The organism is Actinopolymorpha alba DSM 45243 (assembly GCF_000373925.1).
In the GTDB taxonomy this organism is placed as follows: Bacteria; Actinomycetota; Actinomycetes; order Propionibacteriales; family Actinopolymorphaceae; genus Actinopolymorpha; species Actinopolymorpha alba.
The window spans coordinates 29,669-55,922 of the sequence record NZ_KB892708.1 but is presented as its reverse complement, the minus strand read 5'-3'; the positions used below and the strand labels follow the sequence as shown (position 1 = coordinate 55,922).

Here is a 26,254-nt window from a genome sequence, read left to right as displayed (position 1 = left end):
TCTTCAGGTCCGCCGTTCGAGCGTGGTGTCAGCGCCCGCCCGAGCCTCGCCGCATTCGCCGTGACCGACTCTTCCGCCACAACCATTCCGCGTACACCAGAACCGCTGTCCCACCCGGCTGGGGGGTGTACGCCATGACAGCCAACGAACTCAACCTCGTCCTCTGCGGCGCCATGCTCGTCCTGCTCGCGGCCACCGCGGCGGTCCGCCTGTCTGTCAAGGCGGGCTTGCCCACCCTACTGGTCTATCTCGCCATCGGCCTCGCGATCGGCGAAGCCGGGCTCGGCCTGGAGTTCGAGGACGCCCAGCTCACCCAGAACCTCGGGCTCGTCGCCCTCGCTCTCATCCTCGCCGAGGGTGGCCTCACCACCCGCTGGAAGGTGATCCGCCCCGTCGTCGGCATGTCGATGCTGCTCGCGACCCTCGGAGTGGCGGTGAGCGTCGCGGTCACCGCGTTCGCCGCCCATGCGGCTCTCGGGTTCGACTGGCGTACGTCCATCCTGCTCGGTGCCGCGGTTGGTTCGACCGACGCGGCTGCGGTCTTCTCCGTCCTTCGCCGGCTGCGGATCCGGGCCCGACTCGGCGCGACGCTCGAGGCCGAGTCCGGGTTCAACGATCCGCCGGTCGTCATCCTCGTCGCCCTGGTGGTGTCCGACGCATGGACGAACGCCAACCCCTGGGCGGCTCTCGCACAGGTCGGCTACCAGCTGCTGGTCGGCGTCCTGGTCGGACTGGTCGTGGGCCGGCTCGGCGAATGGGTCCTGTCCCGCAGCGCCCTTCCGGCAGCGGGCCTCTACCCGATCGCCACGATGGCCCTTGCCCTGCTCGGGTACGCGTCGGCGGGCCTGGTCGGGGCCAGCGGGCTCCTGGCCGCCTACGTCGCGGGGCTGTGGCTCGGTAACGCCCGGCTCCCCCACCAGCGCGCGACTCTCGGCTTCGCCGAAGGCACCGCCTGGCTGGCCCAGATCGGATTGTTCGTCCTGCTCGGACTTCTCGCCAGCCCGGGCCGCCTGCCTGACGCGGTCGCACCCGCCCTGGTCGTCGGTGGCGCGCTGCTCCTCCTCGCCCGCCCCCTGACCGTTTTCCTTTGCACGGTGTGGTTCCGCGTGCCCTGGCGCGAACAGATCTTCATGTCCTGGGCGGGCTTACGTGGTGCCGTACCGATCGTCGTGGCCACAATCCCGTTGAGCGTTGGGTTTCCCACCGCGACAGCGGTCTTCGACATCGTGTTCGTCCTCGTCGTCGTCCTCACCCTGATCCAGGGACCGACGCTGCCCTTCCTCGCCCGGCAGCTCGGCGTCGCCGAACCAGCAGAGCCCCGCGAGCTGTCGGTGGAGTCCGCACCGCTCGGCGAGGCGCACGCCGAGCTCCTCCAGGTAAGCGTTCCGGCTGGCTCCCGCCTCATTGGCATCTACCTGGAGGAGCTACGACTGCCAACCGGTGCGGCCCTGAGCCTCGTCGTGCGAGACGGACGAACGTTCGTACCCAACCAGCACACAGCCGTAGCCGCCGGCGACCACCTGCTCGTCGTCACCGAAGCCGGAGCCCGACGAGCGGCGGAGCGTCGACTGCGGGCGGTCGGTCGAGCCGGACGGCTCGCTCGATGGTTCGGCGAACACGGCGACGAGCAACCCGCCATTCCCACAGACATCCGCCACCCCTCCAGGACGGAGGTCCGCTCATGACCACCGCGCTTGCCCTCTCGATCTTCGTCCTCGCCTATGTGTTCATCGCGACCGAGAAGATCAATCGAGTCGCGGCCGCGCTCGGCGGCGCCGCACTGATGGCTCTCGCCGGGATCGTCAACGCTCATTCGGCGTTCTTCGCCGAGGAGACCGGCATCGAGTGGAACGTCATCTTCCTGCTGCTCGGCATGATGATCATCGTCAGCATCCTCAAGCAGACGGGGCTGTTCCAGTTCCTCGCGATCTGGGCGGCCAAGCGGGCACGGGGCCGCCCCTATCGGTTGATGGTGCTGCTGGTCCTCATCACGGCGGCACTCTCGCCGGTGCTCGACAACGTGACGACGGTGCTGTTGGTCGCTCCCGTCACCGTGCTCGTGTGTCGCCGGCTGGGGCTGCCGGTCGCGCCGTATCTCATCGCCGAAGCCCTGGCCTCCAACATCGGTGGAACCGCCACGCTCATCGGGGACCCGCCGAACATCATCATCGGTACCCGAGCGAACCTGTCCTTCAACGACTTCCTGTTCAACCTGGCACCCATCGTCGTCGTGCTCATGGCGGTCTTCATTCTGATGTGCCGGTTTCTCTTCCGGTCCACGTTGCGGCTGCGGCCCGAGCATCCGGTCGAGATCATGGACCTGGACGAGAAGGAGGCGATCACCAACCCGGTGGTCCTCATCCGATGCCTGGTCGTCCTCGCCGGAGTGGTCCTCGCGTTCAGCCTGCATTCCGTCCTGCATCTCGAGCCGTCGATCGTGGCTCTTCTCGGCGCCGGCGCGATGATCCTCGTCTCCGGTGCCTCGCCGGCGGAGTTTCTGGAGGAGGTGGAGTGGCAGACCCTGGTCTTCTTCATGGGCCTGTTCATTCTCGTCGGAGGCCTGGTCAACGTCGGCGTGATCGAGGCGCTCGGGAGGGCCGCTATCAACGCCGTTGGAGACGAGTACGTCGTCGCCGCGGCCGCCCTGCTGTTCGGCTCGGCGATCCTCGGCGCGTTCGTCGACAACATCCCCTACGTCGCCACCATGGTGCCGATCGTGGAGGGACTGGTGGAGGCCGCACCTGACCCTGAGCAAGGCACGGCGTTGTGGTGGGCCTTCGCGCTCGGCGCGGACCTGGGCGGCAACGCGACCGCCGTGGCGGCGAGCGCGAACGTCGTCATCATCGGGATCGCCGCCCGCAACGGGGAGCCGATCAGCTTCTGGAAGTTCACGAAGTACGGCGCGGTGGTGACCGTCGTGACCGTCATCCTTGCCTGGCCGTACGTCTGGCTGCGTTACTTCGCCTTCAGCTGATCGGCCTCGGGGAGACGCGGCATCGGGGCTTCGGCCTCGGTGTCGCGTCTCTTCACCCCGGCACGTTCCTCCAGGAACGTGTGGAACGTCGCGTTGAACGCCGCCCCGATCAGTAGGGAGATCACGATGACGTAGAGCCAGAGCAGGACGACGATCGGCGCGGCGAGCGGCCCGTAGATCGAGGTGCTCCCGATCGCGTGGGAAAGCGTCCACCGCAGGAGGTAGCTACCGCCGAGCCACAGGAGCATCGCCATCACCGCACCCGCCAGGTCGTGCCGCCAGGGCGTGCGCTCGGGCACGGCGAGGTGATAGAGCGTGGTGAGAAACCCGGTCGACAAGACGATGACCGTCGGCCAGTAGAGCACGTGCAGGAAACTCAACCCACGCGGGAGGAGGGCATCAACCAGCGCCGGTCCGGCGAGGACGAGCGGGATGACCACCACGCCCACGGCGAGCGCCACGACGTAGAGCGAGAACGACAGCACCCTGGTCTTGACGATCCCACGCCGGCCGCCGAGGCCGTACATGATCGTGATCGTGTCGATGAAGACGTTCAGTGCCCGCGATCCGGACCACAGGGCGAGCACGAACCCGATCGAGATGACGTCCGCGCGTCCACGGTCGAGCACTGCGTCCAACGTCGGGACGATGACGCTCTGGACGCTCTGCTCGGTGAGGGCGCGCCGGGCGACCTCGAGGAGCTCGGACTTCACGCTTCCGACCGTCTGCGCGCCGAACACGCCGACGACGTATCCCAGCGATCCGGCGAGCCCGAACACCAGTGGTGGCAGTGAAAGTACGGCGAAGAACGCGCCTTCGGCCGCGAGTCCGGTGACGCGGTAACGCATGCAGGCGGCCACCGTGCCCTTGAGGAGTCGCCAAGGAGCGGGTCCACCAGACCATCGACCGGTCCGGTTGACCAGGCGCGCACTCGGCGTCCGAACTGCCATGCGGCCTACCGTAACCGGATGATGCCACGTGGTGCCCGACGCCACAGCGGCCCACGACGCCAACGCCGCACGTACTCTGGCGCCACCCCGGTCACCATCGGGGACCGGCCGAGGGGGGTACGCATGACCGGTAGGCGGCGCGCCCTCGCCCTCGTCGCCGCGTCCATCATGGCCGGCATCCTGGCGATCGCCTCACACGACGACCAGCCTCGCCTGGTCGCGCTGCTCGGCGTCGTCGTGGGTGCGTCGTTCGTTGGCGCCGGACTCGTCGCGTTGAGCCGCTCCAAACGCAACCGGATCGGCCTGCTCATGGTGGGCATCGGCCTGGCCTGGATTCCTCAGCAGTTGGCGGGCAACTTCGAGCCACCGCTGCAGTGGATCGTCATCGGATTCTCCTCGCTCTGGGTCGGAGGCCTTGCCCACCTTGCCCTCGCGTTTCCCACGGGGCGCCTCGGTGGGCTCCTGCCGCGCCTGCTGGTGACCCTCGCCTACCTGGAAACGACCCTGGTCTCGGTCAGCATCGCGCTGGAGATGGCGGGCGACTTCGCGCCGCCGACAGCTCTTGCGTTCCTGATCGACGGCATTCGCCGCACCCAGGCTGTCGTGGCGGTGGTGATCGGTGCCGCGGTGCTCAGCGTCGTCGTCATGCGCTGGCGGCGAAGCAGCGTGACCCAGCGGCGGGCGACAACGCCGGTCTACGCGGCCGCGGCTCTGGTCACCGTGTTGTTCGTCTCGCTCAAACCGGTCGAGGACCTCGGCCTCAACCCCACGCCCGTCTACGTCGCGACCCTCGCGGCGCTCGCGGCCACACCCCTTGCCTACCTCGCCAGCCTGGTGCGGCGACGGATCGACCAGGCGGGTGTCGCCGACCTCGTGGTGGGCCTGTCGACCACCGTGCCCACCGCCGACCTGCAGGCAGCGCTCGCCACGACGCTGCACGATCCAACCCTCCGGGTCGGGTACTGGCTACCCGAGCATGAGCACTACGCGGACAGCCAGGGCGAACCCCTCGCCTTACCCCCGCCCGGAGCCGAACGGGTCGTGACCCGGGTCGACCGGGCCGGGGCACGGGTCGCCGTTCTGATTCACGATCCGGCGCTGCTGGACGAACCCGAACTCGTGGACGCCGCCTGCGCGGCCGCCGCGCTGGCGCTGGAGAACGAACGCCTCACCGCGGCGCTGCGGGCGCGACTTCGGCAACTCGCGGAGTCTCGGGCCCGGCTCGTGCAGGCCGGGGAAGCCGAACGCCGCCGGCTCGAGCGGGACCTGCACGACGGCGTACAACAACGGCTGCTCTCCGCCGCCATGACCCTCGGCCTGGCGGAGACGACGCTCGCGACAGACCAGGACCGGGCCCGTCCGCTGGTGGGTGAGGCGAAGGAGGCGGTGCTGCACGCGCTCGACGACCTCCGCGCGCTGTGTCAGGGGATCCACCCGCCCGTCCTCACCGAACGCGGGCTGCGGGGAGCCGTCCAGGAGCTCACGTCAGTCGCGGCCGTACCCCTCGACGTCAGGCTGGACCTGCCCGACACCTTGCCACCAGAGATCGAGTCCTCGGCCTACTACATCGTGGCGGAGGCACTGACCAACCTCACCAAGCACGCCAACGCCGCGCGGGGCTGGATCCGGGTCGCCCAGCGTGGAGGAGACCTGGAGGTCGAGGTCGGCGACGACGGATGTGGCGGCGCGGATCCCACACAGGGCACCGGTCTCGCCGGGCTGGTCCACCGGGTGGAGGCCACTGCCGGCACGCTGGCGATCAGCAGTTCGCCCGGCCAGGGAACGACAGTGAAGGCGGTGTTGCCGTGCGGGTCGTGATCGCGGAGGATTCCACGCTGCTACGCGAGGGTCTGGTCCGCCTGCTGCAGGAGGCCGGCTTCGACGTGGTGGCCAGCGTCGAGGACGCCAGTGAGCTGCTCGGTGCCGTCGGCCGCCATCGTCCCGACGTCGCGATCGTCGACATCCGGCTCCCACCGACCCGCACTGACGAGGGCCTCCGGGCCGCTCGCCTGCTGCGTCAACGCCACCCTGACACCGGCGTTCTCGTGCTCTCGCAGTACGTCCGGGTGAGCTACGCGGTGGAGCTGCTCGACACCGGAGCCGAGGGCGTCGGCTACCTCCTCAAGGACCGGGTGTCAGACCTCGAGGAGTTCACGGCGGCGATCCGGCAGGTGGGCTCACGCGGATCGGCGTTCGATCCCGTCGTCGTTGACCAACTGGTCGGCCGGCACCGCCAGCAGGACGATCCGATGACCACCCTGACCGACCGGGAGCGCACGATTCTGGGCCTGATGGCGGAGGGCCGCACCAACCGCGCCATCGCCGAGCGCCTGCACATCGCCGAACGCACGGTCGAGAAACACTGCACCAACATCTTCACCAAGCTGCGCCTGTCGGCAGGTCCGAACGACCACCGCCGGGTCCTCGCCGTCCTGCGCTACCTCAACGCGTGACCCGAGGTACGGCTAGCACGTAGACCCCTGCGTGCTGGCTCGCTTCCGCCCGCGTCCAGATCGGGCGAAGATCCCTTCCACAGCACCACTGTCGAGGGAGGGAACACGCATGGCGATCGTGGCGAACCGGCCCGGTGTTGGCATCCGCGCATGGCTCGTGGATTCGGGAGAGCCGCGCTCAGCGCCGACGTACCGCGCCGATCTGGTGACGAGCCTGCTCGGTGTGTGGTTCGGTGTCGGGCTCTTCCTCGACGCGTGGGCGCACAGCAACGTCCCGGAACTCGAGTCGTTCTTCACCCCGTGGCACGGCGTGTTCTACTCTGGCTTCACCGCCACCGCGATTTGGATCCTGTGGCTCGTCTGGCGCAACCTGGCGGCAGGTCGCCGGGGGCTCGCCGCGATCCCCCTGGGATACGGGCTCGCGGTCATCGCCCTGCCGGTGTTCGCGGCCGGCGGTGTCGCCGACTTCATCTGGCACACGCTGCTCGGCATCGAGCAGAACATCACGATCCTCTTCAGCCCGAGCCACCTCGTACTGATCACCTCGATGATCGTGATCCTCACCGCGCCGCTGCGGTCGGCGTGGTCGAACCCCACCACGGGGACGGCGCCGTCGTTCCGCCGGCTCCTGCCGGGGCTGCTCGGGCTCGCCTTCGCCGCCTCGCTCATCCTGCTCTTCATGTCGTACGGCAATCCCCTGCAGTGGGGCGGGATCCACATCGTGACGGCCTTCTCCAACCAGGAAGGCGACGCCGGCGGCGCCCAGCTGGCCATCAGCATCGTCGCCGCCAACCTGCTCCTGCTCGCACCGATCCTGCTGCTCGCCCGCCGCTGGCAGGTGCCACCCGGCTTCGCCACCCTGCTGTATGCCGTCTGCGCCATTGTTTCCGGCGCGCTCACGGCGTTCAGCAATCTCGCGACGCTCGCGGCGATCGTGGTCGCGGGGGTGCTCGTCGACCTGCTGCTGCTCTGGCTCCGGCCCGCGGCGGAGCGGCGTACGACGTTCATCGGGTTCGCGATGCTGGCGCCGTTCGTCACCTGGACCGTTTACCTTGGCTTCGCCTCCGTCTCCGTCGGACGGCTGCCATCCATCGTGGAGCTGTGGACGGGCGTACCGATCGTCGCCGCTCTCCACGGGTTGCTGCTCGCCGTTCTCTGCGTCCCTGGAGTGGTCGCCGGACAGCGTCCGGTCGTACGGACGTGAGGGCACGCCGGTCGCGGCGGGTCGGTCTGGTGGCGGCGATCGTCGTGATGGTGCTCGCGCCGGCGTCACCCGCCTTCGCCCACGCCGGAGGTCTGACGCCGCGCGACCACCGGGTCGAGGTCACCGGGATCACCCCGCCGGTGACCGGACTCAGCGCCCGCATGGTCAACAACGGCACGCAACTCCAACTCCGCAACGCTGGAACGGCCGATGTCACGGTGCTCCCGGATCGGGCGGGTGACCCATCGCGGGTGGTCCGTGCGGGCGACACCGTGCGTCTCACCGACCCGCGCACCCAGCCACCACCGCTGGCAGACGGCCGCGCCGCCGAGGGTCGCTGGCGGATTCCGGTCCGTACGACGGAAGGGACCTCCGCGGTGGTCGGCCAGATCGAGTGGCGGCCAGGACCCTCGCCGCTGCCGTGGTGGCTCCTCATCGCCGGCCTCGCGATCACCGGAAGCCTGCTCGGCCGGGTCCCGTGGTGGCGCGCGGGCCTGGCCGCCGGCGTGGTCGCGGTGACCGGCGCGCACGTCGCACACGTCGCGGGCTCGGCGTTGGCTGTCACCGGGCAGCCGTTCGTCTCACTCTTCCTCGGTGCCAGCGGGGTGGGACTGGTGTGCTGGCCGCTCGGGGCCGCGACCGTGGTCGCCGCCGCCCGCCGTTCCACCCACACCGCCTTCGTGGCCGCCGTGGTGGGAGCCGCCCTCGTCGTCGCCGCGCTCCCGGACTTCGGCAGCTTCGGCTACTCCGAGCTTCCGTTCGCCTGGCCAGCCAGCACTGACCGGCTGCTCCTGGCCAGCACCCTTGGCGGGGGCGCGGGGCTCGCGGCCGGCGGGTTCGTCGGCATGCGCCGGCAGTTGAGTGGTTCCGAACCCCTGCCGGGCGCGACGGAGTCGACGTGAGCGTGCCTGCCGTCCGCCTTGTGGTTCACCGATTCCGGCTCGCCCTCGCGCTCAGTGTGGTCGCCCTGCTGGCCGGTTGCGCGGCCCCCGCGCCAGCGACCGGCGAGGGTCCGTCAGCGGGTCCTGCCATCACGACCTCCACAACCACCACGACCATCACCGTCTCCGTCGACCAGGGGCGGGTCAGTCCCCCACCACGCCGGGTGGAGCTACCCCGTGGCCAACAGGTGCGGCTCACCGTCCACAGCTCGGAGCCCACGGACATCCACGTCCACGGGTACGACCTGGAGGGCCAGGCGCGCCCCGGTCAGCCCGCGGTGTTCGCGTTCACCGTCGACCGGGCCGGGCGCTTCGACGTGGAGGCGCACCCTGAGACGCTGCTGCTCCAACTGGTCGTCCGGTGAGGTGGGAGACAGTCCTCGCCCACGGCATCGGCGAGCGTACGGACCTACCGCTGCCGCTCGACCTGGTCCTCCAGGGTGCCGCGCTCGCCTTGCTCGTGTCGTTCCTCGGCCTGGGCGTGCTGTGGCGGACGCCGCGCTTCCGGGGCTCCGCCGCCGGTCGGCCGCTGCCCGGCGTACTCCAGGTTCTCGGCGCCAGCGCCCTAATCCCCCAGGCGGTGCGGGCCTGCGCCCTGGCACTGGCGGTGTTCACCGGCCTGGTCGCGGTGGCCGGACCCGACGATGACCGCAACCTCGCGCCGTACGTCGCGTACGTGCTCTTCTGGGTCGGCATCCCGGTCGCCTCGATACTGGTGGGCCCGGTGTGGCGGACCGCGAACCCACTCCGGCTCGTGCACCGTCTCCTCGCCAGCCTGCCCGGACTACCGGCGGCGTCGGGTCTTCGGCCCTATCCGGAACGGCTCGGCCACTGGCCGGCGGCCGCGGGGCTCCTCGCCTTCGTCTGGCTGGAGCTCGTCGCTCCCGGGCGTACGTCGCCCCGGGTCATCGCACTCTTCTTCGTCACGTACGCCGCCTGCCAACTGGTCGGGGCGCTCGTCTACGGGGACCGGTGGTTCGAGCGGGCTGACGGCTTCGAGGTCTACTCCACCCTGCTCGGGCATCTGGCGCCGCTTGGTCGGCGCGACGACGGTCGGCTTGTCGTACGCAATCCGTTCGACGGCCTCGCCGCTCTGGCGGTACGCCCGGGCCTCGTCGCGGTGATCGCCGTCTGCCTGGGCTCCACGGCGTACGACAGTCTGGGCGCGACGCCGGCCTGGGCGCGCCTCACGCAGGCCCTCCCGCTGCCGGTGCCGGTCACGGCGACCGCCGGGCTCCTCCTCATGTGCGGCGTCGTCGCGGCGAGCTACCTGAGCACCACCTCCCGGTCGGGGCTCTCGGGCGGGCTCGCCCACTCGCTCGTGCCCGTGGTCGCGGGGTACCTGCTTGCGCACTACTACTCGCTGCTGGTCGTCGAAGGGCAGCGAGCGTTGATCCTCGCCTCCGATCCGTTCGGCCTCGGCTGGAACCCCCTCGGTCTCGCCGGCGCGACACCGGACGAATCCCTCACCACCGCGGCCATCGTCGCCGCGTTCCAGCTTGGTGGGGTGCTCGGCGGTCACCTGGCCGGTGTGACGGCGGCCCACGACGGCGCGCTACGCCTCCTGCCCAGGGATCAACAGCTCGCCGGCCAGGTTCCGCTGCTCCTGGTGATGGTCGGCTACACGGTCGGCGGCCTGTTCCTCCTCTTCGCCAGCTGACCCCACACCGACCACCGCGCTCACTGACCACGGCGCTCGCTGACGACGGCGAGGGCTGCGAGGGATTCGCTCGACGAGACATCAAGGGAGCCTGCGAGCAGTCCGTCGAGGGAATCCCTCGCAGCCCTCTCAACCCTCGGTCAAGGGGGCCTACGGTGGCCTCATGGACGCTGGACAGCCCGCTACCTCGCCCCAACGCCCACCCGTCCGGCACGAGCAGGGCGAGACGCATGCCGTGACCAACCAGCCGCCACCGCTGGAGCCGTACGACGCGCTGTCGGCTGACGCCGCGCTCGGCGAGGCGCTGCACCGTTGGGCGCAACCCGCCCTTGACGGTGCGGCCGGGTCTCGGCTCGCGGAGATCGGCGCGCTCGCCGGGTCCGCGCGGGCGCGGGCCTGGGCGTTCGACGCCCACCGGCATCCGCCGCGGCTCGTCAGCCACGACAGGTACGGCCGGCGCGTCGACGAGGTGGAGTTCCATCCGGCCTGGCACGAACTCCTCGGACGCGCTGTCGGGTGGGGGCTCCACGCCACCCCATGGACGTCGGACGAACCCTCCGCGCATCTCACCCGGGCGGCCGGCTTCTATCTCTGGAGCCAGGCCGAGGCCGGCCACGGCTGCCCCGTCTCGATGACGTACGCCGCCGTTCCCGCGCTGCGCACCGACCCCGGTCTCGCGGACGAGTGGGTACCCAAGCTCGCCTCGACGGCGTACGACCCCGGTCTCCGCCCGGCCGGCGAGAAGCGCGGCGCGCTCGCCGGGATGGCCATGACCGAGAAGCAGGGCGGTTCGGACGTACGCGCCAACACCACGCGGGCGGATCCGGTCGGGTCGCACGGCGACTACGTCCTCACCGGGCACAAGTGGTTCTGTTCCGCGCCGACGAGCGATCTGTTCCTCGTGCTCGCGCAGGCACCCGACGGGCTCACCTGCTTCGCTGTCCCCCGCGTCCTGCCGGACGGCAGCCGCAACGTCTTCCGGCTGGTCCGGCTCAAGGACAAGCTCGGCAACCGCTCCAACGCGTCGGCTGAGGTGGAGTTCGCGTCGACCTGGGCGCGGCGCCTGGGCGAGGAGGGGCGTGGCGTGGCGACGATCATCGCGATGGTGGCGGCGACCCGGCTCGACTGCGTCATCGGCTCGGCCGCGCTCATGCGGCGGGCACTCACCGAGGCGATCTGGCACGCCCGGCACCGGCAGGCGTTCGGCGGACCGTTGGTCGACAAGCCGGCGATGACGAACGTGCTCGCCGACCTCGCCGTCGAACAGGAGGCGGCCACGCTCCTCGCGCTGCGGCTCGCCCACGGTGTCGACGCCGCGTCGAGTGCCCGCGAGCAGGCCCTGCTCCGGATCGCCCTGCCGGCGGCGAAGTACCTCGTCTGCAAGCGGGCGCCCGGGTTCGCCGCCGAAGCCCTGGAGTGCCTCGGCGGCAACGGCTACGTCGAGGACTCCGGCATGTCCCTGCTCTTCCGGGAGTCGCCGCTCAACTCCATCTGGGAGGGGGCAGGCACCATCCAGGCGCTCGACGTCCTCCGGGCACTGCAACGCGAACCCGCCGCCGTCGACGCCTGGCTCGGTGAAGTGGCCCCGGTGCGGGGCGCCGACCCGCGCCTCGACCGGGCCGTTGAGGACGTCCTCACCTCGCTGGCCGACCTGGAGCAGCCAGAGGTCGCGGCCCGCCGGTTGGCCGAACGCCTGGCGCTGATCCTGCAGGGCGCACTGCTCGTACGCTTCGGTCCGCCCGCGGTGGCGGACGCATTCTGCGCGACCCGCCTCGGCCGGGACTGGGGCACGACCTACGGCACGCTCCCCCGCGGCATCGAGACGGCGGCCATCGTCGACCGGGCCTTCGAGCCGGTGCACTAGGCTCGTGGCTGCCGCGACTGGCGCGAGCAAGGTGGAAGTAACCACCGGGGAGCGGCGTACGCACGCAGTCCGTACGACCGAGCAGGGGCACCGCGCGCCTGGGTGCCTGGGTCAGCACAGCCGCCCCACATGACCCAGGAGGAGACGATGACAGACCGCACGACCCCGCTGGATCTCACCGCCCGGCTGGCCGAGTCCGACCCGCAACTCGCCGAGCTCATCGACGCAGAGGGTCGCCGGCAGTTCGAGAAGATCCGGCTGATTCCGAGCGAAAACTACGTGTCCCGGGCCGTTCTCGACGCGACCGGCACGCTCCTCACCAACAAGTACTCCGAGGGGTACGCCCACAAGCGCTACTACGAGGGCCAGCAGTTCATCGACGAGGTCGAGGAGCTGGCCATCTCCCGGGCCAAGTCGTTGTTCGGTGTCGACCACGCCAACGTCCAGCCGTACTCCGGATCCCCGGCCAACCTCGCGATCTACCTCGCGTTCATGCAGCCGGGTGACACCTTCCTGTCCCTGGAGCTCGCGCACGGCGGCCACCTCACCCACGGCTCTCCCGTGTCGGCGACCGGCACGTGGTTCCGGCCGGTCCACTACGGCGTCGGCCACGAGACCGGCCGGATCGACATGGACCAGGTGCGCGACATCGCCCAGAAGGAACGCCCCAAGCTGATCTTCTGCGGTGGCACCGCGATCCCGCGACTGATCGACTTCCCGGCGTTCTCGGCGATCGCCCGTGAGGTGGGCGCGCTGCTCGTCGCCGACATCGCCCACATCGCCGGCCTTGTCGCCGGTGGGGTGCACCCGACCCCAGTTGGGCACGCCGAGGTCATCTCGACCACGACACACAAGACCCTGCGTGGCCCGCGCGGCGCGATGCTGATGACCACCGAGGAGCACGCGAAGGCGATCGACAAGGCCGTCTTCCCCGGCCTGCAGGGCGGTCCGCACAACCACACCACCGCGGCGATCGCGGTGGCGCTCAAGGAGGCGGCGACCGAGGAGTTCCGGCTGTACGCCAGCCAGATCGTCGCCAACGCGAAGGCGCTGGCCGAGGCGCTCGCCGAGCGGGGCTTCGACCTCGTCTCTGGTGGCACCGACAACCACCTGATCCTCATCGACCTGACCAACAAGGACGTCGCTGGTAAGCCGGCGGCGAAGGCCCTGGACCGGGCCGGCATCGAGCTCAACTTCAACACCGTGCCGTTCGACCCGCGCAAGCCCTGGTCCCCGTCCGGCATCCGGATCGGCACGCCGGCCGTCACCACCCGCGGCATGGCCCCCGAGCACATGCCCCGGATCGCGGCCTGGATGGACGAGGCGGTCGAGGCGGGCAAGAAGGACGACGGTGACAGCCTCGACCGGATCGCCGCCGAGATCCGGGAGTTCACCAGCGCGTTCCCCATCCCGGGCTGGCCGACGCCCTGAGCCGGGCAGCGGCCTCACAACGGAGTGCCGCTTTCGGAGCTCAAGATCGACACGCAGAAACGGTCCACGATTCGCGCGAATCGTGGACCGTTTCTGCGTGTTGATCTTGATCGGGGTCGAGGACCGCTCGCTCGCGTCGGGAAAGTCGAAGCCTGCCGCGCGCCGGATCAGCCGGCGGTGAGCGCGCCCGGGTCGACCGTCACGCCGAAGGGCAACGACGCCCACCATCGGTCTCCCGGCTTCACCACAGTAAGGACGGCGTACTCCCCCTCATCGGCGAGGACATGGACGGTCGTGGTGCCGTCAGATGCGACCCGCGCCCCCCGAGGTACGCCACCCGCGGCGGGCCACGACGAACGCCTGATCGAGGTCCCTGCGAGCGGGGCCTCGAACGAGGCGCGGCGAAGCGGGCGTGAAGAGCGGGTCAGACGATCAGGGCGTCGGGGTCGAGGACCACCGGGAACGGGACTGCGGCCTCCCACGCCTGACCCGGCTTCACCTCTGCCACGATGCCGTACTGACCAGGAGCGACCAACGCCTCGACCGTGACCGAGCCATCAAGAGCTACCCGCCAGTACGCCGGAATCCCCGCCTTGGCGTACTTGATCGCCTTGCTCCCGCGATCGAAATCCTGCGTCGACCCCGACGCCACCTCCACGACCAACCCCACATCGCTGGCCTCATGCCAGACGTCGAGCACCGCACCAGGCCGGAGGGCCACGAGATCGGGGATGAAGTTAGCCCCCGGTAGCCGCACGCCGACCGCTTGGAGGATCCGCCACCCCGGCGGCGCCGCGGTGTGCAGCAGCACCATCAGATTGGTCGCGATGTTCTGATGGCGTCCATGGGGTGGTGGGGTCACGACCAGGCTCCCGTCGATGATCTCGTACCGGTGCCCATCGTCAGGAAGGACGGCGAGATCACCTTCGGTCCAGAAATCTGGCCAAAGGTCCACAGCGAACGCCGGGTGGGTCACGGGACACCCCCTCTTCTTCGGCATGAAGTCTAGCGATGCGACCACCCGCGCCGCCGCCATCCAATTCCTACGATGCTTGTCGGAATTCGAGACGGTCGTCTCGCATCTCGGGCAAGGGAGTTGCCTTTGGAGACGTCGGTCACGCACCCTGATCACCATGACTGCGCCGGTGACCCCCCTGCTCGTGGGCCGGCGTCATCTCGATTTCGGACGCATGCGCAGCATGCTCTGTCTCCAGGCGCGCTGAGGCGCCCCCTTTTGTCTGCCAGCAGGGCCCGTTCCTGCGCGCAGGAGCGGGCGCCCGGTTGCGCCGGCATCCTCACTTCTCGACCTGACGCCGCGGTCGTCCATCCGCGACCGTGCCCTTCGACCGAGGAATCGCACACCATATGGCCACCCAAGGGTCCCAGTCCTCTGCCGCCACTCCGGCTCGCACCCGCGCCGTTCCCCGTCGTAAGCGCGGCGAGGGGCAGTGGGCGCTCGGCTACCGCGAACCCCTCAACAAGAACGAACAGGTCAAGAAGGACGACGACGCCCTGAACGTCCGGGCCCGGATAGAGAACATCTACGCCCACCGTGGCTTCGACTCCATCGACCCGGCCGACCTGCGCGGCAGGTTCCGCTGGTGGGGCCTCTACACCCAGCGCCGGCCCGGCATCGACGGCGGCCGCACCGCCACCCTGGAGCCTGAAGAGCTTGATGACGAGTACTTCATGCTCCGGGTCCGCATCGACGGTGGCCAGCTGACGGTTGCCCAACTCCGGACGATCGCGGAGATCTCCACGACGTACGCCCGCGACAGCGCGGACGTCACCGACCGGCAGAACATCCAGCTGCACTGGATCCGGATCGAGGACGTGCCAGCGATCTGGGAGCGCCTGGAGGCGGTGGGCCTGCAGACCCAGGAGGCCTGCGGCGACTGCCCACGGGTGATCATCGCCAGCCCGGTCGCGGGTATCGCCGCCGACGAGATCATCGACCCGACGCCCGCCATCCACGAGATCGCCACGCGCTACATCGGGAGCAAGGAGTTCTCCAACCTGCCCCGGAAGTACAAAACCGCCCTCACCGGGCACCCCCACCACGACGTGGCGCCCGAGGTCAACGACATCGCGTTCGTCGGCGTCGTACACCCCGACCATGGTCCGGGCTTCGACCTCTGGGTCGGCGGTGGCCTGTCCACCAACCCGATGCTCGCCCAGCGGCTCGGTGCGTGGGTGCCACTCGAGGAGGTCCACGAGGTCTGGTGGGGCGTCACCAGCGTCTTCCGCGACTACGGCTACCGCCGGCTGCGGCACCGGGCGCGGATCAAGTTCCTGGTGGCCGACTGGGGTCCGGCGCAGTTCCGCGAGGTGCTGGAGAACGAATACCTCAAGCGGAAGCTCATCGATGGCCCCGCCCCCGAGGCGCCGGCCGTGCCCGGCGACCACGTGGGCGTCCACGAACAGAAGGACGGGCGTTACTTCGTCGGCGTCGCACCGGTGGCCGGTCGGGTGTCCGGAACGCTGCTCGGCAAGGTCGCCGACGTGGTGGCGGCGCACGGCTCCGACCGGATCCGCACCACCCCACACCAGAAGCTGCTCGTCCTCGACGTCGAGGAAGCCCAGGTGGAATCCCTGGTGGCGGCGCTGGCCGACCTCGGCCTGCAGGCCCGGCCTTCTGGATGGCGGCGCAACACGATGGCCTGCACCGGCATCGAGTACTGCAAGCTCGCGATCGTCGAGACCAAGGCCCGCGCCCAGACCTTGATCGACGAGCTCGAGCAGCGGATTCCCGATCTCGATGTCCCCATCACCGTCAACATCAACGGTTGCCCCAACTCCTGCGCCCGCATCCAGGTCGCCGACATCGGGCTGAAGGGCCAGATCGTGCTCGACGGCGACGGCCAGCAGGTCGAGGGCTTCCAGGTCCACCTCGGCGGCGGGCTCGGGCTCGACGCCGGCTTCGGACGCAAACTGCGTGGCCTGAAGGTGACCTCCAAGGACCTTGCTGACTACGTCGAACGCGTCGTACGCAGCTATCTCGATCAGCGCCAGCCAGGTGAGCGATTCGCCCAATGGGTGACCAGAGCCCCCGAGGAGGCCCTGTCGTGACCGAACGCGCTACCCCCTTCTACTGCCCCTACTGCGGTGACGAGGATCTCCGTCCCGCCGAGGACACCCATGGTGCCTGGGAGTGCCGCGCCTGCACCCGGGTCTTCTCGTTGAAGTTCGTCGGACTGGTGGTGCGGTCATGACCCGTGCACAGGCCCTCCCCCGGCCCCACGGCTGCGAGGGCCGTGACCTGGAAAGCCTCGCCACCCGGGCGGGTCGCGACCTCGAGGAGGCTTCGGCGACCGAGATCATCCGCTGGGCCGCTGAGACGTTCGGACCGCGGTTCTGCGTCACGTCGTCGATGCAGGACACCGTGCTGGCGCACCTCGCCTCGGAGGTCGTTCCCGGCATCGACGTGGTGTTCCTGGACACGGGCTACCACTTCGCCGAGACGGTGGGCACCGCGGACGCGGCGTCTGTCGTCATCCCGATCAACCTGGTGACGGTACGCCCACGGCAGACCGTCGCGGAGCAGGACGCGACCCTCGGGCCCGAGCTGTTCCGCCGTAACCCCGAGCTCTGCTGCCAGCTCCGCAAGGTCGCACCGCTCGAGCGGGCACTCCAGGCCTACGACGCCTGGGCGACTGGTATCCGCCGGGACGAGGGGCCGACCCGGGCCAGCACACCCGTCGTCGGCTGGGACGGCCGCCGCGGGAAGGTGAAGGTCGCGCCGCTGGCGCGGTGGACCGAGGACGATGTCGACCGCTACATCGCCGAGAACGGCGTCCTCACCAACCCCCTCCTCTCCGACGGCTACCCCTCGGTCGGATGCTGGCCCTGCACACGACGGGTCGCCGACGGTGAGGATCCGCGCAGCGGTCGCTGGGCGGGCTCCACCAAGACCGAGTGCGGCATCCACACATGAGCCCGCGCTATCCCCTCGTCCTCGACGTGTCCGGCCTCCGGACCGTCGTGGTCGGGGGTGGCCCGGTGGCCGCCCGGCGTACTCGCGGACTGCTGGACGCCGATGCCACCGTCCTCGTGATCGCCCCGGAGCTCTGCGAGGACCTCGCCGTCCTCGTGTCAGACCCGCGGGTGACCTGGCTGGCGCGCGCGTACGCCACCGGCGACCTCGCGGGTGCGTGGCTGGCGCAGACCGCGACCGGCGACCTGGAGACCGACGCACAGGTGGCCGCGGACGCCGAGGCGGCCGGGATCTGGTGCGTCCGCGCCGACGACGCGAGCCACTCAGCGGCCTGGACGCCCGCCACGGCCCGGGTCGACGACGTGACGGTCGCGGTCTCCGCCGGACGCGACCCGCGCCGCGCCCGCGCCATCAAGGACCGGATCGCCGTCCAGCTGGAGACCGGTGAGTTGCCTGTACGCCGGCGCCGCCGCGACCATGGCGGCCACGTCGCCCTCGTCGGAGGTGGCCCGGGCGATCCGGGCCTCATCACCGCTCGGGGGCGCCGGTTGCTCGCCGACGCGGACGTGGTGGTGGTCGACCGGCTCGCACCCCGGGCACTGCTCGCCGAACTCGACGCAGACGTCGAGGTCATCGAGGCGGGCAAGGGCCCCCGGGCCCACACGCTGACGCAGTCCGAGATCAACGACCTGCTCGTCGAACGCGCCCTGGCCGGGCAGCGCGTCGTACGCCTCAAGGGAGGCGACCCGTTCGTCTTCGGGCGGGGCGCGGAGGAGGCGCTGGTCTGCGCCGAGGCGGGTGTTCCGTGCGAGGTGGTGCCCGGCGTGACAAGCGCGGTGGCGGTGCCTGGGTACGCGGGAATCCCGGTCACGCATCGTGGAGTGGCCCGGCAGTTCACCGTGATCTCCGCCCATCACGCCCGCGACGGGGCCGAACCCGACTGGTCCTCGCTCGCCGCGATCGAGGGCACGCTGGTGTTCCTCATGGGGGTTGGTCAGCTCGCCGGCCTGGTCGACTCCCTCCTCGAGCAGGGGCGTCCGCCGGCGACACCGGTCGCGATCGTCGAGCGCGGCACCCTGCCCGACCAGCGCACGACGACCGGTACCCTCGAGACGATCGTCGCCATCGCCACAGCACACGAGGTCCGCTCCCCCGCCGTCATCATCGTGGGCGAGGTGGTCACGGTCGCGGCGGAGTTGGCGAAACTACGAGGGCGCTCTCTTGGGTGATGGTCTGCTCCTGGTGGCACACGGCAGTCGGGATCCTCGTGCCGCCGAGGTGGCCCACGCCGTCGCCGCCGAAGCTCAGGCGGCCGTCCCGGGTCTGACCGCCGTCGCCGCGTTCCTCGAACTCGCCGAGCCCAATCCCGGCGCCGCCCTCGACACGCTCGCCACGCAGGGCGTCGATCGGGTGAGGGTGCTGCCGTTCCTCCTCAGCCACGCCTACCACTCCAAGGTCGACCTACCGAAGGTCGAGGCCCTGGTCGCCGGCCGAGGCTGGGAGGCCAGGACGTGTGGAGTCCTCGGGCCAGACGATCTCCTGCTGGACGCGTTGATCCATCGGCTCCGCGCCGGCGCGTTGGCGTACGACACCGTCGTGCTGGCCGCGGCGGGTTCGACCGACCCGGATGCGAACGTCACGGTGGAGGGCATCGCCCAGGCTCTTAGCGCGCGTACCGGTGTCCGCGTCCTCTGCGGATTCGCCTCGGCCGCCAAGCCGACGGTGGGTGAGGCGGTCGCCCAGGCCCGGGAGTCAGGCGCTCAGCGCGTGGGCGTGGCGATGTACCTCCTGGCACCAGGCTTCTTCGCCGACCGCGTCCGGACGGACGCCTTGGAGGCGGGCGCCGCCGGCGTCGCCGCACCGCTCGGCGCGTGTCCTGAGATCGTCGAACTCGTGCTGCGCCGCGCGGGACTCCGGTAGCGGCTACCTGCCGAGGACCGCCGGTCAGTCGTGGTCGGGCTGCCCGCTGAGCTGGTGGTCGGTGTGGAACAACGCCTCGGCCAACAGCCGCCGAAGGTGCCCGCCCCGCACGCGATAGAAGACCCGGCGGCCCTCCTTGCGGGTGGTGACGAGACCGGCGAGCCGGAGCTTCATGAGGTGCTGGCTGGCGGCCGTCGCGCCGACGTCCGCGTGCTGGGCGAGGGACGTGACGTCAAGCTCGGCGCCATCGCGTAGGACCCAGAGGATCCGCAACCGGGTCGGATCGGACAGCATCCCGAACACCGCCGTCGCCGCGCGTACCTGATCATCAGAGGGTTCGACCGCGACGGAGTGCGGTTCGATGTGCGGCGACGTGGCCTCCATACCAATCCCTTCACATCTGACTAGGTAAGAAGCTATCCTGCCGTGCATGTCCACCAACGCGCCAGGTTCCGCGAACGATTCGCATCGCCAGCACGCCGCTGACGAGCATGTCACAGGCCATCACCACGACCACGGTCCCGATGGCCACGATTCCCACGAGACTCCCCACGGCGAGCATCACGGGCACGGCCATGGCCACGGTCACCAGGACGAAGCCGGCCACGGTGGCGAGCACGGCCACGGGCACGGTGGCGAGCACGGCCATGGTGATGGCCACGACGACCAGGCCGAGCACGGCCACGGCCATGGGCACGGGCACGGGCACGGATCGGAGCGCGGCCTGCGGCGGGTCTGGGCCGCCGTACGCCACGTTGTCGTACCCCACTCGCACGACTCGGCGGACCGCATCGACTCCGCACTGGAATCCAGTCGCCGCGGCCTGCGGGCACTGTGGATCTCCTTCGCCGCACTGATGGTGACGGCGGTGGGCCAGGCGATCGTTGTCGTGTTCACCGGCTCGGTGGCTCTGCTGGGCGACACGCTGCACAACTTCGCCGACGCCCTGACCGCGGTGCCCCTCGCCATCGCCTTCCTGCTCGGACGGCGGGCGGTCACCCGGAGGTTCACCTACGGCCTCGGCCGCAGCGAGGACCTCGCCGGGATCGTGATCGTCGCACTCATCGCTCTGTCGTCCTTCGCCGCGGGGTACGAGGCGGTCAAGCGGATCCTGGATCCGCAGGAGATCAACAACCTGGCGCTGGTCGGAGCGGCGGGGGTCATCGGGTTCATCGGCAACGAACTGGTCGCGAGGTACCGCATCCGGGTCGGTCGCGAGATCGGCTCCGCCGCCCTGGTCGCCGACGGCCTCCACGCGCGCACGGACGCCCTCACCAGTCTGGTGGTGGTGCTCGCCGCGGTGGGTACCTGGCTGAGGATTCCGTACGCCGACCCGATCGTCGGCCTCGGCATCACCATCATGATCGCCTTCGTCCTGAAGGACGCGGCCAAGGAGGTGTTCTCGCGCATGCTCGACGCGGTCGACCCCGCCATGGTGGAGCAGGCCGAGCAGACCCTCGCCGAGACAGAGGGGGTACGCGAGGTGACGAACGTGCGCATGCGCTGGGTGGGGCACGCGCTCCACCTCGAGGCCACCCTCACCACCGCGGCGGATTCCAGTCTGCTCAGCGCGCACGCGGTCGCGGTGGACGCCGAGCATCGACTCCGGCACGCGCTCCCGCGCCTGGCCAGCGCCACCGTGCACGTCGACCCGCACCCGGTCACCGCGGCCGGTGAGGTCGTCGACCATCACGCGAGCCTCGCGCACCACGTGCACTAGGGCACGTCTCGTAGATCAGGCGTTCGCGGTGGAGGCCAGCCCCTGAATGATCACGTAAACGTGGTCATTGCCCGCCTCGCATGGTGTCGATGCCATGCAAGGCAGGTAATGACCACGTATAGGTGGTCATTTGGATCCTCACACAGGCTCGAGCGAGTCCCACTCACACCACCGACCAGCTACCTCACAAAGCACAAAGAGGTCGGCGGCGCACCCAAGCGCAGGGCACGCGATCAAAGGTCGCGGACTGTGGACCTTCCCGGGTCAGCAGTCCGCGACCTTTGTTCATGCGCGCCACCTGGCCCACGTGCGGTGTGACGTGCCGCCTGTACAAAGTCGGCAACCACCCGGCCGCGACGCGACCTTCACAACCTCGCCTCCACCCGCTACTCCTTATGTAATCGCTTTCATTTAGAGGAGCAGCCGATGCGTAGACGGAGACGACTCGTCCGGGCGTTACTCGCCCTCGCGGTCACCACGGCGGCTATGGCAGGCAGCCTCGCGGCGCCCGCGACCGCCGAACCCACCGAGAAGGCGACCCTGATGCGGTACGCCAAGGACACCTGGAAGTCGTTCGTCGCGATGGTCGACCCGGCCACCGGCCTGCCCGCGGACAACATCGGCGGCAGCCTCGCGGCGTCCACCCGGAGCGCGTACACGTCGCCGACGAACATCGGCGGCTACCTGTGGAGCACCGTGATCGCCCGCGACCTCGGCATCATCGGAGCTCGCGACGCCCAACGCCGGGTCGCACAAACGCTGGACACCCTCGCCCGACTCGACCATCACGAGCGTTCCGGCATGTATTACAACTGGTACGACCCACAGACGGGTGCCGTCCTGCGCAAGTGGCCCGACTCCGGCGACCCGATCCAGCCGTTCCTGTCCAGCGTCGACAACGGCTGGCTGGCCGCGTCGTTCATGGTGGTGCGGACCGCGATGCCGGGCTCGACCGCGCGCAAAGCGGAGAAACTGCTGGCCGCGATGGACTTCGGCGTCTTCTACAACCCGAACCCGCCGGGTCAGCACAACGCCGGCGGCGGGCTGATCCATGGCGGCTTCATCGACGAGCCCGGCCAGGGCTGTCACAACGCCAAGGAATACAAGGGATCCACGATCTGGATGACGTGTCATCACTACGACGTCTTCAACACCGAGGCGCGGATCGCGAGCTATATCGGCATCGCGCGCGGCCAGATTCCGCGCGAGCACTACTTCGGGGCCAACCGCACGTTCCCGGCCAGCTGCGACTGGAGTTGGATGGAGCAGAAGCCGGTCGGATTCAACGCGACGTACCTCGGTGTGCAGGTCTTCGAGGGCGCCTACCAATATCGCGGCATGCGGTTCGTGCCGAGCTGGGGCGGCGACATGTTCGAGGCGCTGATGCCCGCGATGTTCGTGCCGGAAGAAAAATGGGGCAAGCGCAGTTGGGGCGTCAACCATCCGCTGTACGTACGCGGCCAGATCGAACACGGGCTGAAGGAAGCAGGGTACGGCTACTGGGGCTTCTCCCCCGCCAGCAACCCCAACGGCGGGTACGCGGTGTACGGCGTTGATGAGCTCGGCATGGATCCTGGCGGTTACCCGTCCGACCTCGAGGCCACGAACGTCGACCGCGGCTTCGAGGGCTGCCGGGACGCCCAACCTATGCCGTCCTTCGGCGACGGTGTCGTGACGCCGCACGCGTCCTTCCTCGCCTTGCCGTACGCCCGCGGGGCGGCAGTCGCCAACCTGACCAAGCTGGAGCGCGATCTCGACTCCTACGGCCCGGGCGGTTTCTACGACGCGATCGCGGTCAAGAGCGGTCGGGCCGCGCAGCGGTACCTCTCGCTCGACCAGGCGATGGTCCTGGGGCCCATCGGTAATGCCCTGCTCGGTGATCGGCTGCGGGCGTACTTCTCCCATGGTGAAGCCGAGCGCAACCTGGCGCCCCTGATGGGTATGGAGCGGTTCAACGCCGGAGCGGCCGACTGACCGCTACTCGACCACTGGTCCGAATTACCATAAGCGCTTTCAGCCGGCGCGGAGGAGTAGCTGGACAGCATGGGGGCGGAGGATCGGCGGCCGGCCACCATCTACGACGTGGCTGAACGCGCCGGCGTCTCGATCGCGACCGTGTCACGCGCCCTGCACGGGTCTTCGCTGGTGGCGGCGAAGACCCGTGACCGGGTGGTCGAGGTGGCCCGCACCCTGCGATACAACCCGAGCCAGGCGGGCCGCCAGCTCGCGCAGGGCAGGTACATGGCGATGGGCATCGTGTTCCCCGACCTGGCCGGTCCCTACTACGCCGAGGTCATCCTGGGGTATGAGGACAGGGTCGCGGCGCACGGATGCAGCGTGCTGATCCTCGCCACCCACCGCCGCCCGAACGCCGAGGAGCTCGCGATGGACCTCGCCGGTCGGGTCGACGGGATGGTGATCATGGGCCGGACCATCGCCGACCGGGTGGTCGCGCGGATCGCCGACCAGCGGCCGGTCGTACTCCTCGCCCGTCCACCCGTCGGCGAAATCGAATCGATCAATGCCGACAACACCGCGAGTGCCGAGCGCCTGACCGAACACCTGCTCGGGCACGGCTACCAGCGTTTCGCCTTCCTCGGCGACCCGCGGGAGTCGCCCGACGTCGGCGGCAGGTACGCCGGGTTCCGTTCGGCGCTCGCGGCCGCCGGGCGGCGGGTTCCGCGGCCGATCCGCTGTGGGTTCTCCGTGGCGGCCGGCCATGAGGCGGCGCTCGCCCTGCTGCGAAAGCCGCACCGGCCACAGGCACTCGTCTGCGCCAACGACGAGGTCGCCCTGGGCGTGCTCAGCGCGGCGGACGAGCTCGGGTTGTCGGTGCCGGCCGAGGTCGCGGTGACCGGGTGGGACGACATCCTGGCCGCCCGCCCGGCCCGGTTGACGACCGTACGCCAACCGATGCGGGAGCTCGGCGCGACCGCGGCCAGCTGGCTGCACGAACGCATCCTCGGCGAGCGGGTCGGCGGACGTCACGAGGTGCTGGCGACCGAGCTCGTCACCAGGGCGAGCTGCGGTGAACACCCCGGCTGACAGGTGTGCGGCGAGCACCGGGAGACGCGCCCGAGCACGCTCATCCGGAACGCTCGGCCACCCGGTCGCGCAGGCGCCTGAGGATCCTTCCGGCCACTACCGGATGCAGCGGCCGGAGGAGCGGTCCCAGGACACCGCGCCCCGAGCCACGCGGCGCGGCCATCACCGCGAACCGCGTACCCCCCACTCCTGGACTCGCCGCCATACCGCCCATGACCCGGGCGTCCTGCATGAGACACCATCCGGGGCGGAGCACCACGTCGAACCCCGAGCGCAGCCCGAGATAGCCGCGCGCTTCCGCCCGGAGCCGCTCGCCGTCCCGGGACAACGTCCGCCAGGAGCGGAAGTTCGGGAGCAGCCGGGGCAGCTCGCTGTCCATGTCCTCGACCACCTCCCACACTGTGTCGAAGGGCGCGGCCACGACCTCTTCCGCGTACATCGCGCCCGGCATCGAGGCGGCCAGCACCTCAAGCCGGCGTACCGTGTCCAGCTCGGCGACGGGCCAGAGTTCTTCGGTCATTGCTCCCAAGCCTTTCGAAACCGGGCGCGGGCCCGCGCCAACCTGGACTTGACGGTGCCGGCCGGGATTCGGAGCAGCTCGGCAGCGGTCTGCTCGTCCATGCCTTCCAGGTCCCGGAGGACCAGCACCGCGCGGTGCTCCGGCGACATCCGGTCGAGTACGTCACGCACATCGGTGGCGAGCTGCGGGTCCCCGCGTGCGGGCACCTCGGCCAGCTCTGCGGGGCGGGTCCGGGCGGCGGCGCGGGCGATGCGGACCGCTTCCCGCACAGCGATCGCGCGCGCCCACCCAAACACCGCCGCGGGTTCCTTCAACCGCGGAAGGCTCCGGAAGATGATGATCAGCACCTCCTGGGCGGCGTCCGGGCCGTCGGTCAGGGCGATCGGTCCCACCAGGCGTCCGACGTGCGGCGCCAGCAGCTCCAGGAGCCGGTCCATGGCAAGCCCGTCACCTCGCTGGGCGGCGCGCACCAACACGGCGAGCTCGGCGTCGCCGGCCGCACAGACCGGACTGCCCGCACCCCGTGCTGCCAGGTCGCGGTCGGTCGGCCTCACTTCGCACCCGCGAGGAACTCCGCCAACAACGGGTTGACACGCTCGTCGCAGTCGATCATCGGCGAGTGGGAGCACTGGTCGAGCACCCGGACGCGAGCGTCTGGCAGGCGGCGGCCGAAGATCGCCGCCCGCTCGACCGGGTACACCGGATCGGACCGGCCCCAGATCACCAAAGTCGGCGTACGAGTCCGCGCCAGGCCGCGATCGGTCTGGGACCAGTCCAGCCCGCGTTCGCCCTCGTAGATCGCCCGGAGGTTGTCGCGGAAGGTCATCGGTGCGTACATCTCCCGGACGAGTTCGTCGGTGATGACGTGCGTGTCGACCACTGACCGTCTGGCGTAGCGGGCGACTGTCGACCGGCTGGTCGTGAGCTTGGTGAGCAGCTCGCCCAGGACCGGATACTTCACGATCTCCCAACTCGGCGGGTCAGGCAGATCGAGCCCGCTCGCGTCGATCAGCACCAGCCTGCTCACCCGATCGGGGAACCGCTGCGCGAAGCCGAGCGCGAAACCGCCGCCCCACGAATTGCCGACCAGCGCCGCCCGCTGGACGCCGACGGCATCGAGAAAGCTCCGTAATGCGCCCGTAATGCTGGGTAGGTCGAAGCCAAACCGCTTGTCCTTCAGCTGTGTGTAGCCGGTGTTCCCGGGAAGGTCGACGGCGTACACCGTGTGATCGCGGGCAAGCGCCCTGATCTGGCTGCTCCACAGGATCGCCCATCCCGGTGAGGGCGCGAGCAGCACCACCGCCGGGCCAGACCCGGCCCGCACGTAGTGGAACCTCGCGACCGGGGTGTCCACGAACCTCGAGTCGACGCTGGCGCGCCAGGCTGAGCGATACGACCGGTCCTCGGCCGGCCAGTAGGCGTACGCCGTCGAGACGATCAGCACCGCCAGCGCCACCACCAGAACCCCGAGCCCGCTCACCACCCTGCGCAACCATCGGTACCGAGCTTTCCTGCCTTGCCGTAGCATTCCGATCCCTCCTCCGCCGCGTACCCGCGGTCTTCGCAGGGAGGAGGTAGCGCGGGCCCGAAACGTTCCCTGGGTCTTCGAGGAGGTGCCGCGCCCGGCACGGACAGACC

At 70.0% G+C, this 26,254-nt stretch carries 24 protein-coding genes and 1 riboswitch; of the genes, 18 read left to right on the top strand and 6 right to left on the bottom strand.

What is annotated here, in order from left to right; genetic code table 11:
• Positions 1-134 precede the first annotated feature (134 nt).
• Complete coding sequence (locus tag B141_RS0102710) at positions 135-1,685, top strand: potassium/proton antiporter (protein WP_020573634.1); 1,551 nt, start codon at positions 135-137, stop codon at positions 1,683-1,685.
• Positions 1,682-2,974, top strand: a complete 1,293-nt coding sequence (locus B141_RS0102705) for an ArsB/NhaD family transporter (protein ID WP_020573633.1) — start codon at positions 1,682-1,684, stop codon at positions 2,972-2,974. Before B141_RS0102710 ends, B141_RS0102705 begins: the two co-directional genes overlap by 4 nt.
• Here B141_RS0102705 and B141_RS38585 read toward each other — a convergent pair.
• Positions 2,956-3,924: a YihY/virulence factor BrkB family protein gene (locus B141_RS38585; protein WP_157180763.1), complete on the bottom strand. Its 969-nt coding sequence runs from the start codon at positions 3,922-3,924 to the stop codon at positions 2,956-2,958. The genes B141_RS0102705 and B141_RS38585 overlap by 19 nt on opposite strands.
• Positions 3,925-4,047: 123 nt before the next feature.
• Here B141_RS38585 and B141_RS50525 point away from each other — a divergent pair, with 123 nt between their 5' ends.
• The 8 genes from B141_RS50525 to B141_RS0102660 all read left to right on the top strand — a co-directional run bounded on the left by B141_RS50525 (position 4,048) and on the right by B141_RS0102660 (position 13,477).
• On the top strand, positions 4,048-5,742 hold the full coding sequence (locus B141_RS50525) for a sensor histidine kinase (RefSeq protein ID WP_020573631.1): 1,695 nt from the start codon (positions 4,048-4,050) through the stop codon (positions 5,740-5,742).
• Positions 5,730-6,377 carry a response regulator gene (locus B141_RS0102690; RefSeq protein ID WP_020573630.1) on the top strand — a complete coding sequence of 216 codons (648 nt, stop codon included), beginning with the start codon at positions 5,730-5,732 and terminating at the stop codon, positions 6,375-6,377. The genes B141_RS50525 and B141_RS0102690 overlap by 13 nt, the downstream gene beginning before the upstream one ends.
• Positions 6,378-6,486: 109 nt before the next feature.
• Positions 6,487-7,581, top strand: a complete 1,095-nt coding sequence (locus tag B141_RS0102685) for a hypothetical protein (RefSeq protein ID WP_020573629.1) — start codon at positions 6,487-6,489, stop codon at positions 7,579-7,581.
• Positions 7,578-8,483, top strand: coding sequence for a hypothetical protein (locus B141_RS0102680; protein ID WP_020573628.1), 906 nt, complete (start codon positions 7,578-7,580; stop codon positions 8,481-8,483). Before B141_RS0102685 ends, B141_RS0102680 begins: the two co-directional genes overlap by 4 nt.
• Positions 8,480-8,887, top strand: a complete 408-nt coding sequence (locus B141_RS0102675) for a cupredoxin domain-containing protein (RefSeq protein WP_020573627.1) — start codon at positions 8,480-8,482, stop codon at positions 8,885-8,887. The genes B141_RS0102680 and B141_RS0102675 overlap by 4 nt, the downstream gene beginning before the upstream one ends.
• Positions 8,884-10,182, top strand: coding sequence for a hypothetical protein (locus tag B141_RS0102670; protein WP_020573626.1), 1,299 nt, complete (start codon positions 8,884-8,886; stop codon positions 10,180-10,182). Before B141_RS0102675 ends, B141_RS0102670 begins: the two co-directional genes overlap by 4 nt.
• A gap of 163 nt (positions 10,183-10,345) precedes the next feature.
• Complete coding sequence (locus B141_RS0102665; protein WP_084678062.1) at positions 10,346-12,046, top strand: acyl-CoA dehydrogenase family protein; 1,701 nt, start codon at positions 10,346-10,348, stop codon at positions 12,044-12,046.
• Between the two features lie 3 nt (positions 12,047-12,049).
• Positions 12,050-12,157, top strand: a riboswitch (ZMP/ZTP riboswitch).
• A gap of 36 nt (positions 12,158-12,193) precedes the next feature.
• Positions 12,194-13,477, top strand: coding sequence for a serine hydroxymethyltransferase (locus tag B141_RS0102660; RefSeq protein WP_020573624.1), 1,284 nt, complete (start codon positions 12,194-12,196; stop codon positions 13,475-13,477).
• A 424-nt stretch (positions 13,478-13,901) separates the two neighbouring features.
• Here B141_RS0102660 and B141_RS0102650 read toward each other — a convergent pair whose 3' ends face one another.
• Positions 13,902-14,453 (bottom strand): Uma2 family endonuclease, encoded by a 552-nt coding sequence (locus B141_RS0102650; RefSeq protein WP_202805639.1) that lies wholly within the window; start codon positions 14,451-14,453, stop codon positions 13,902-13,904.
• 389 nt (positions 14,454-14,842) lie between these two features.
• Between B141_RS0102650 and B141_RS0102645 the strand changes: the two genes are divergently transcribed.
• The 5 genes from B141_RS0102645 to B141_RS0102625 are packed head-to-tail and all read left to right on the top strand — an operon-like array spanning position 14,843 to position 19,331.
• Positions 14,843-16,546 (top strand): nitrite/sulfite reductase, encoded by a 1,704-nt coding sequence (locus tag B141_RS0102645; protein ID WP_020573621.1) that lies wholly within the window; start codon positions 14,843-14,845, stop codon positions 16,544-16,546.
• Positions 16,543-16,689, top strand: a complete 147-nt coding sequence (locus B141_RS50205) for a hypothetical protein (RefSeq protein ID WP_020573620.1) — start codon at positions 16,543-16,545, stop codon at positions 16,687-16,689. Before B141_RS0102645 ends, B141_RS50205 begins: the two co-directional genes overlap by 4 nt.
• On the top strand, positions 16,686-17,411 hold the full coding sequence (locus B141_RS0102635; RefSeq protein ID WP_020573619.1) for a phosphoadenylyl-sulfate reductase: 726 nt from the start codon (positions 16,686-16,688) through the stop codon (positions 17,409-17,411). Before B141_RS50205 ends, B141_RS0102635 begins: the two co-directional genes overlap by 4 nt.
• The gene (gene cobA / locus B141_RS0102630; RefSeq protein WP_020573618.1) at positions 17,408-18,640 is read left to right on the top strand and encodes a uroporphyrinogen-III C-methyltransferase; all 1,233 of its coding nucleotides are present in this window, start codon (positions 17,408-17,410) and stop codon (positions 18,638-18,640) included. The genes B141_RS0102635 and cobA overlap by 4 nt, the downstream gene beginning before the upstream one ends.
• On the top strand, positions 18,633-19,331 hold the full coding sequence (locus B141_RS0102625; protein WP_020573617.1) for a sirohydrochlorin chelatase: 699 nt from the start codon (positions 18,633-18,635) through the stop codon (positions 19,329-19,331). Before cobA ends, B141_RS0102625 begins: the two co-directional genes overlap by 8 nt.
• A 24-nt stretch (positions 19,332-19,355) precedes the next feature.
• On the opposite strand, the gene B141_RS0102620 is transcribed toward B141_RS0102625, so the two are convergent.
• Positions 19,356-19,715, bottom strand: a complete 360-nt coding sequence (locus B141_RS0102620) for an ArsR/SmtB family transcription factor (RefSeq protein ID WP_020573616.1) — start codon at positions 19,713-19,715, stop codon at positions 19,356-19,358.
• 46 nt (positions 19,716-19,761) lie between these two features.
• Between B141_RS0102620 and B141_RS0102610 the strand changes: the two genes are divergently transcribed.
• The 3 genes from B141_RS0102610 to B141_RS0102600 all read left to right on the top strand — a co-directional run bounded on the left by B141_RS0102610 (position 19,762) and on the right by B141_RS0102600 (position 24,096).
• Positions 19,762-21,051 carry a cation diffusion facilitator family transporter gene (locus B141_RS0102610; RefSeq protein WP_084678061.1) on the top strand — a complete coding sequence of 430 codons (1,290 nt, stop codon included), beginning with the start codon at positions 19,762-19,764 and terminating at the stop codon, positions 21,049-21,051.
• A gap of 426 nt (positions 21,052-21,477) precedes the next feature.
• Entirely contained in the window at positions 21,478-23,025 is a 1,548-nt protein-coding gene (locus B141_RS0102605; protein WP_020573613.1) for a glucoamylase family protein, read from the top strand.
• 69 nt (positions 23,026-23,094) lie between these two features.
• The gene (locus B141_RS0102600) at positions 23,095-24,096 is read left to right on the top strand and encodes a LacI family DNA-binding transcriptional regulator (RefSeq protein ID WP_020573612.1); all 1,002 of its coding nucleotides are present in this window, start codon (positions 23,095-23,097) and stop codon (positions 24,094-24,096) included.
• 40 nt (positions 24,097-24,136) lie between these two features.
• On the opposite strand, the gene B141_RS38575 is transcribed toward B141_RS0102600, so the two are convergent.
• From B141_RS38575 to B141_RS0102585, 3 genes are read right to left on the bottom strand one after another with little or no spacing between them, the layout of a single operon-like run.
• Positions 24,137-24,616, bottom strand: coding sequence for an SRPBCC family protein (locus B141_RS38575; RefSeq protein ID WP_020573611.1), 480 nt, complete (start codon positions 24,614-24,616; stop codon positions 24,137-24,139).
• Positions 24,613-25,170: an RNA polymerase sigma factor gene (locus B141_RS0102590; RefSeq protein ID WP_020573610.1), complete on the bottom strand. Its 558-nt coding sequence runs from the start codon at positions 25,168-25,170 to the stop codon at positions 24,613-24,615. Before B141_RS0102590 ends, B141_RS38575 begins: the two co-directional genes overlap by 4 nt.
• Positions 25,167-26,096 carry an alpha/beta fold hydrolase gene (locus B141_RS0102585; protein ID WP_020573609.1) on the bottom strand — a complete coding sequence of 310 codons (930 nt, stop codon included), beginning with the start codon at positions 26,094-26,096 and terminating at the stop codon, positions 25,167-25,169. Before B141_RS0102585 ends, B141_RS0102590 begins: the two co-directional genes overlap by 4 nt.
• Between the last annotated feature and the right edge of the window lie 158 nt (positions 26,097-26,254).